The 6864-nt window shown below is 63.3% G+C and carries 6 protein-coding genes; 2 read left to right on the top strand and 4 right to left on the bottom strand.

Annotated features, from left to right (window positions below):
- Window positions 1-65 precede the first annotated feature (65 nt).
- Window positions 66-1118 (top strand): IS110 family RNA-guided transposase, encoded by a 1053-nt coding sequence (locus tag AC066S_RS07325; protein ID WP_126262250.1) that lies wholly within the window; start codon window positions 66-68, stop codon window positions 1116-1118.
- A 374-nt stretch (window positions 1119-1492) separates the two neighbouring features.
- Here AC066S_RS07325 and AC066S_RS07320 read toward each other — a convergent pair whose 3' ends face one another.
- The 4 genes from AC066S_RS07320 to AC066S_RS07305 all read right to left on the bottom strand — a co-directional run bounded on the left by AC066S_RS07320 (window position 1493) and on the right by AC066S_RS07305 (window position 5754).
- On the bottom strand, window positions 1493-2581 hold the full coding sequence (locus tag AC066S_RS07320; protein ID WP_126261536.1) for a TRAP transporter substrate-binding protein: 1089 nt from the start codon (window positions 2579-2581) through the stop codon (window positions 1493-1495).
- A 166-nt stretch (window positions 2582-2747) separates the two neighbouring features.
- A complete protein-coding gene (locus AC066S_RS07315) occupies window positions 2748-3836 on the bottom strand; it encodes a TRAP transporter substrate-binding protein (protein ID WP_478269316.1) in 1089 nt (362 codons plus the stop codon).
- Between the two features lie 214 nt (window positions 3837-4050).
- Window positions 4051-5187 (bottom strand): Mrp/NBP35 family ATP-binding protein, encoded by a 1137-nt coding sequence (locus AC066S_RS07310; RefSeq protein ID WP_028135633.1) that lies wholly within the window; start codon window positions 5185-5187, stop codon window positions 4051-4053.
- A 129-nt stretch (window positions 5188-5316) separates the two neighbouring features.
- Entirely contained in the window at window positions 5317-5754 is a 438-nt protein-coding gene (locus AC066S_RS07305) for a VOC family protein (protein WP_126261533.1), read from the bottom strand.
- A 198-nt stretch (window positions 5755-5952) separates the two neighbouring features.
- On the opposite strand from AC066S_RS07305, the gene AC066S_RS07300 reads away from it, so the two are divergent.
- The gene (locus AC066S_RS07300; protein ID WP_478269315.1) at window positions 5953-6825 is read left to right on the top strand and encodes an NAD(P)-dependent oxidoreductase; all 873 of its coding nucleotides are present in this window, start codon (window positions 5953-5955) and stop codon (window positions 6823-6825) included.
- The last annotated feature ends 39 nt before the right edge of the window (window positions 6826-6864 follow it).

Genomic DNA, 6864 nt, shown 5'->3' with positions numbered 1-6864 from the left:
CATTAATGGGATGACCCGCCCCGTCCTCTCAGTCAGACTGAGTTGGCTTTTGAAAGGAGGAAGCAATGAGGACACGGAACAAGCCCAGGCCGGCAACGGTGTTTGGGATCGACATTGGCAAGAACTTTTTCCACGTCGTTGGGCTCGACGCCGCCGGAATGCCGATCCAGAAGGCGACCTTTCGGCGCGATACGCTCTTGCAGTTCTTCGAACGTGCAGGACCGGCTTTGGTGGGGATGGAGGCCTGCTCCGGCTCGCAATGGTTGGCCCGCAAGATCGCCGCCATGGGGCACACCGTTCGCATTATCCCAGCTCAATTCGTGAAGCCATATGTGAAATCCAACAAAAATGACCTCATCGATGCCGCGGCGATCGCCGAAGCCGTGACGAGACCAACGATGCGCTTCGTCGAGCTAAGGTCGCCTGAGCACATTGACCTGCAAGCGCTGCATCGTGTTCGCGATCGGATGATGTCGCAACGGACGTGCCTCATCAATCAGATGCGCGCTTTTTGCCTGGAATATGGGATCGCTATTCACCAGGGCGCCGGCAAGTTCAAGGCTGATCTGCCGAGGGTTTTGGCCGATCAGTCGAATGATCTAACCTCGGCGATGCGTCGCATTCTTGCATCTACATTTGACGAGCTGCGGCAGCTGGAGCTGCGGATTGCCGAGGTCAACCGCGAGATTGAGGCAATTGCCTCTCAAAGCGATACCGCACGTCGATTGATGACCATCCCTGGCATTGGTCCGCTGGCCGCGACGGCGCTTTTGGCAGCAGCTGGATCTGCCCGCCAGTTCAAAAGGGCCCGCGATATGGCAGCTTGGCTAGGTCTTGTCCCGAGAGAATATTCTACGGGAGGCAAAACGAAGCTGCTGGGGATAAGCAAGCGCGGCAATCGATATCTGCGCCGGATGATCATCCATGGCGCCCGTTCCTGCGTGACTCATCTTGATCGCTCGCGATATCGCCTTGGCGCGTGGCTTGATGGACTTCAGGCACGCATGCACACTAACAAGGTCACCGTCGCCTTGGCGGCCAAGATTGCGCGGATCGCATGGGTGGTGATGACCAAGCCCGGCGCAAGCTATGAACGGCGGGATCCGGCCTTTAGCTGATCCCGTTTGTTCCAGACTGCGAGGTTCGTGAAGGTGATGACGAAACAGTCGATCGGCGCGCCGTAAACCCTGTGCAAAAAAGCGGGCTTCGAGCCCGAACCATTTATCTGGGAACGGCACGCGCGGATCTCATCATGGCCTGGCCGCAACAGCGGCCCACTTGCAAGAGGCCGGATACATTTGTGCAGACTGCATCGTCCTCATTAAACGACCTTGCACGGGCGGGGCGGGTCATACATTTTTTCCGATGACTTATCAAGCCGTTGGCTACCTGTGCATGGGGTTGTTTTTCGGTTTTCAAGCCTGGGCCCTTCCAGACATGACAGCGCCCCGGAGCTTTCGCACCGGGGCGCTGCCTGCGAGAGATGGCGTGATCAGCTCTGCGAGCGCCGCGCCATGAAGATGTCGTAGCCGACCTCGGCGACCTGGAACCATGAGTAGCCGTCGCTCGTGAACTTGGCGAGCGAGTCGTGCACCTTCTTGAAGTTGGGGTTGGTCGCAGCGACTTCGGCGTGCAGCTCCTTGGCGGCCTTGTAGCAGGCATCCATGATCGACGGCGAGAAAGCATGCAGCTTGGTGCCGCCCGCGAGCAGCTTCTTCAACGCCAGCGGATTGGCATTGTCATAGCGTGCCATCATGTAGTTGTTGGCGTAGTGGCCGGCCTGCTCCAGCACGCTCTGGTAATATTTCGGCAGCGCGTTCCACTTGTCGAGGTTGACGAAGGCCATCAGCATCGGTCCGCCTTCCCACCAGCCGGGATAGTAGTAGTGCGGCGCGATCTTGTAGAAGCCGAGCTTCTCGTCGTCATAGGGGCCGACCCATTCGGCGGCGTCGATGGTGCCCTTCTCCAGCGCGGGATAGATGTCGCCGCCGGCGAGCTGCTGCGGCACCACACCGAGCTTCTGGAGCACGCGGCCGGTGAAACCACCAATGCGGAATTTCATGCCCCTGAGATCGTCGGGCGTGTTGACCTCTTTCCTGAACCAGCCGCCCATCTGGCAGCCGGTGTTGCCCGCGAGCAGCGAGACGACGTTGTAGCTCTTGTAGAATTCGTTGAGCACGTCGCGGCCGCCGCCCAGCATGTACCAGGCCTGGTTGATGCGCATGTTGGGGCCGAACGGCACGGCCGAACCGAAGGTGAAGGTCGGATCCTTGCCGAAATAATAGTAGGAGGCGGTGTGGCCGATTTCGCAGGTGCCGTTCTGCACGGCGTCGAGCACCTGGAGGCCGGGGACGATCTCGCCGGCCGCGAAGATCTGGATCTGGAATTTGTTGTCGGTCGCCTCAGCGACCATCTTGCACATCATCTCGGCCCCGCCAAACAGCGTGTCGAGCGACTTCGGCCAGCTCGTCGGCATACGCCATTTGATTTCCGGCATCGATTGCGCGATCGCGGGAGCCGCGAGCGTGGCGGCGCCGGCCGCGCCAAGTCCTGTGACCTTGATGAAGTCTCTTCTCTTCATGATTTCCTGCCCTGATGTACCAGTGATTGTGGGCCTTCTTGTCGAGGCTTGGGGCCAGCATGACGCAAGCCGCGGCCGAATGCCATCCCGATCGCACTGCGGCAAAGAAAAAGCCCGGCCTCGCGAGCGAGGCCGGGCAATTTGGTCCTGCGACTCAAGCCGCAGATCAGCCGCGCGTGCGCGAGCGGATCATGAAGCTGTCGTAGGTATATTCGGCAACCTGCCACCACAGATATTCGTCGGAGCGGTAGGCCTGCATGGCGTCAATCACCTTCTTGAAGTCGGCGTTCTTGGCCGAGACCTCGGCCCAGAGTTCGTTGGTCGCCTTGAGGCAGGCTTCCAGCACTTCGTTGGTGAAGGGGCGAAGCTGGGTGCCGCCGGCAACCAGGCGCTTCAGCGCCGCCGGGTTCTGCATGTCGTAGCGCGCGGCCATCCAGGTATTGGCGTGGGTGGTCGCGTTGGCGAGGATGGCCTGGTAGTTCTTCGGCAGCGCGTTGAACTTCTCCAGGTTGGCGAAGGCGTGGACGGTGGGACCGCCTTCCCAGAAGCCCGGATAATAGTAGTACTTGGCGACCTTGGCGAAGCCGAGCTTCTCGTCATCGTAGGGGCCGACCCACTCGGCGGCGTCGATGGTGCCTTTTTCCAGCGCCGGATAGATGTCGCCGCCGGCGAGCTGCTGCGGCACCACGCCGACCTTCTGAAACACCTGGCCGGCGATGCCGCCGATGCGCATCTTGAGGCCGGAGAGGTCGGCGACGGTCTTGATCTCCTTGCGGAACCAGCCTCCCATCTGCGCGCCGGTGTTGCCGCAGGGGAAGCCGATCACGTTCGACTTCTTGAAGAACTCGTTGGCGAGCTCGTTGCCGCCGCCCTGGAAGAGCCACGAATTCTGCTGGCGCGCATTGAGGCCGAACGGCACCGAGGCGAAGATCGCGAAGGTCGGGTCCTTGCCGACGTAGTAGTAGGACACGGTGTGGCACATTTCGACCGTGGCGCTGGAGGTCGCATCGAGCGCCTGCAGGCCGGGAACGAGCTCACCGGCGGCGAACACCTGGATCTGGAATTTGTTGTCGGTCATCTCGGCGACGTACTTCGACACCTGCTCGGCACCGCCGTAGATGGTATCGAGCGACTTCGGGAAGCTCGAAGTCAGGCGCCACTTCACCTCGGGCGAGGACTGCGCGATCGCCGGTGAGGCCACTGCGGTCGCCGCCGCGCCTGCTGCCGACACTTTCAGAAAATCACGACGCTTCATCTTCAGGTCTCTCCTTGCTGGGGCGTTTCCCCTTGAACTTCTCTTTTGCCGCCGCTGATTCCAGCGACGCGACAGGGCCGCGTCGAACCGAAGGGGCTTGACTGCGGTGGGCCTTTAACACGGAAGGCCCGTTTTCGGAACGCGACAATGGCATGACGGGGGTCTACGAAAGTCGCATGTCCCCCAAAGGGACGAGGAGGCGCTCCGGCGGCGCTCAGGCTGCCGCGATGACGCCCTTGAGCTGGTCCCGGACCTGCCCTGCAATGGCGCGGTAGATGGCCGCATGGGGACCGTCCGGCTCGCTGTCGACGACGGGGTTGCCGGCGTCCGAAGTGGCGCGAATCGCCATGTGCAGCGGGATCTCGCCGAGGAACGGCACCTCGAGCTTCTCGGCCTCGTGCCGCGCACCGCCATGGCCGAAAATGTCCGACCGCGTGCCGCAATGCGGGCACTGGAAATAGCTCATGTTCTCGACGATGCCGAGCACGGGCACGTTGACCTTCTTGAACATGGCAAGTCCGCGCCGCGCGTCGATCAGGGACAGGTCCTGCGGGGTCGAGACGATCACCGCGCCCTTGAGCGGCACGTTCTGCGCCAGGGTGAGCTGGGCATCGCCGGTACCCGGCGGCATGTCGACGACGAGAACGTCGAGCTTGCCCCATTCGACGTCGCGCAGCATCTGCGTCACCGCCGACATCACCATGGGACCGCGCCAGATCATCGCGGTCTCTTCCTCGACCAGGAAACCGATCGACATGATGGCGAGGCCGAAGCGCCGAAGCGGAATCATCTTGCGCTCGTCGTTCAGCTCCGGCTTGTCGCGCAGGCCGGTCAGGCGCGGCACCGAGGGGCCGTAGATGTCGGCATCGAGCAGCCCGACCTTGAGGCCGAGATCGCGCAGGCCGAGCGCCAGGTTCAGCGCGGTGGTCGACTTGCCGACGCCGCCCTTGCCGGAGGCGACTGCGATCACGGCGGCGACGCCCGGGATCTCCGACTGCCGCGCCATGGGCGAGCCGCCTCCCTGCGGCGGCTTGTGGGCATGGGCCGGCTGCACGCCCGGCGCGCCGCGACTGGGTTGCGGAGGCGGCGGCGGTGCGGAGCCCGGCTTGCGCTCGGCGGTCAGTGCCACCATGACGGTAGTGACGCCGGGGATGCTGCGCACGGCGGCCTCGGCCTCGGCCCGGATGGATTCCCAGGCCCTGGCCTCGGCGGCGTCGACATTGATCGAGAAGAACACCTTGCCGTCGGACGCGCTGATCGCGCTCAGCACATTGGCATTGGTAAGCGCGACCCCGCGGGGCGACTTGATCCTGGCGAGGCTGTCGAGAACCTGTTGCTGCGTCACGCTCAAAGCGCATCTCCTGAACGGAGCCTGATCCGGACCCGGAGGGCCGCGCCAGCGCAAAGCGGGAAGCGGCTTTCCGGCAAGGTCAGGCTCGAGACTTTAGGATGCCCCATTAGAGCGGAAACGGCCAAAAGGCTACTGCCTGCCGATATCGTCAGCCATCTCGGCGGGCGCCGCCCCCTGCTCCTTGGCGGCCTCGTAATTCAGCTCGATCATGACCCCGTTGGGGTCGTGAACGAAGATCTGCCAGAGGTCGCCGCCGGGCACCTGGCGGGAGTCGAACTTCATCCCCTTGGAGGCCAGCCGCTGCTTCATGCCGTCGAAGCCGCGGCTGACGAAGGCGACATGATGGACGACGCCGGAATCCGGCTTCTGCGGCTCCGCCGTCGCGGAAATATCGACCAGGTGCACCACCGCCCGGCCATCGCTGTACATCCAGGCGCCGGGGAAGGCGAAATTCGGCCGGGCGCCTTTTTCCAGGCCCAGCACGTCCTCGTAGAAGCGGACAGTCTCGGCCAGATTCCGGGTCCGGATGTTGAAATGATCGAGGACGCCAACGCTCACACCGCCCATGCTCTCGCTCCCTTTTTCGAAGTTCTTGGGTCCCGCCATCCTAGCACAGGGGGCCGCCAAACGAAGCCGTTGCCCTCCCGGCTTAACGGTTTATGGTGCGCCTCCGATCCGCCCTCGCAGCGGAACTTCGAGGGTGCCGCCCGGCGCCCTCGCCCGGATACAACCGTAAAACTCAAAACTACGGACAAGGTACCACACATGGCTAAAGTCGCTTTCCTCGGTCTCGGCGTCATGGGCTTCCCCATGGCCGGACACCTCGTGAAAAAAGGGGGCCATGAGGTCACCGTCTACAACCGCACCGCGGCCAAGGCGAAGGAATGGGCGGACAAGTTCGGCGGCAAGACCGCGGCGACCCCGAAGGCGGCCGCCGAAGGCCAGGATTTCGTGATGTGCTGCGTCGGCAACGACAACGACCTGCGCGCGGTCACGATCGGCGCCGACGGCGCCTTCGCCGGCATGATGAAGGGTGCGACCTTCGTCGATCACACCACCGCATCCGCCGAGGTCGCGCGTGAGCTGGACGCAGCCGCCGCCAAGGCGGGCTTCAAATTCGTCGACGCACCGGTCTCCGGCGGCCAGGCCGGCGCCGAGAATGGCGTGCTGACGGTGATGTGCGGCGGTGCGCCCGATGCCTATTCCGGCGCCGAGCCGATCATCACGGGCGCCTATGCGCGGATGTGCAAGCTGCTCGGGCCCGCCGGAAGCGGCCAGCTGACGAAGATGGTCAACCAGATCTGCATCGCCGGTCTGGTGCAGGGTCTCTCCGAGGGTATCCACTTCGCCAAGAAGAGCGGCCTCGACGTCGCCGCAGTGATCGAGACCATCTCGAAAGGGGCCGCGCAGTCCTGGCAGATGGAAAATCGCTACAAGACCATGAACGAGGACAAGTACGATTTCGGCTTCGCGGTCGAATGGATGCGCAAGGACCTCTCGATCGCGATCGCTGAAGCCCGCCGCAACGGCGCCAACCTGCCTGTGACGGCGCTGGTCGACCAGTTCTATTCCGAGGTCGAGAAGATGGGCGGCAAGCGCTGGGACACGTCGAGCCTGCTCGCGCGCCTGCAACGCTGACGAACGTGTCGACGGTCGCGGCCGGGCAGCTGCGACCAT

It is taken from the genome of Bradyrhizobium sp. CFUWI, from assembly GCF_056429085.1.
Note: the sequence above shows the minus strand (reverse complement) of the source record. Positions and strands in the feature narration are given on the sequence as shown.

Excerpts from the sequence above, each read along its gene's own strand:
- AC066S_RS07325 (WP_126262250.1), top strand. The coding sequence starts at position 66 with ATGAGGACACGGAACAAGCCCAGGCCGGCAACGGTGTTTGGGATCGAC.
- AC066S_RS07320 (WP_126261536.1), bottom strand. The coding sequence starts at position 2,581 with ATGAAGAGAAGAGACTTCATCAAGGTCACAGGACTTGGCGCGGCCGGC.
- AC066S_RS07315 (WP_478269316.1), bottom strand. The coding sequence starts at position 3,836 with ATGAAGCGTCGTGATTTTCTGAAAGTGTCGGCAGCAGGCGCGGCGGCG.
- AC066S_RS07305 (WP_126261533.1), bottom strand. The coding sequence starts at position 5,754 with ATGGGCGGTGTGAGCGTTGGCGTCCTCGATCATTTCAACATCCGGACC.
- AC066S_RS07300 (WP_478269315.1), top strand. The coding sequence starts at position 5,953 with ATGGCTAAAGTCGCTTTCCTCGGTCTCGGCGTCATGGGCTTCCCCATG.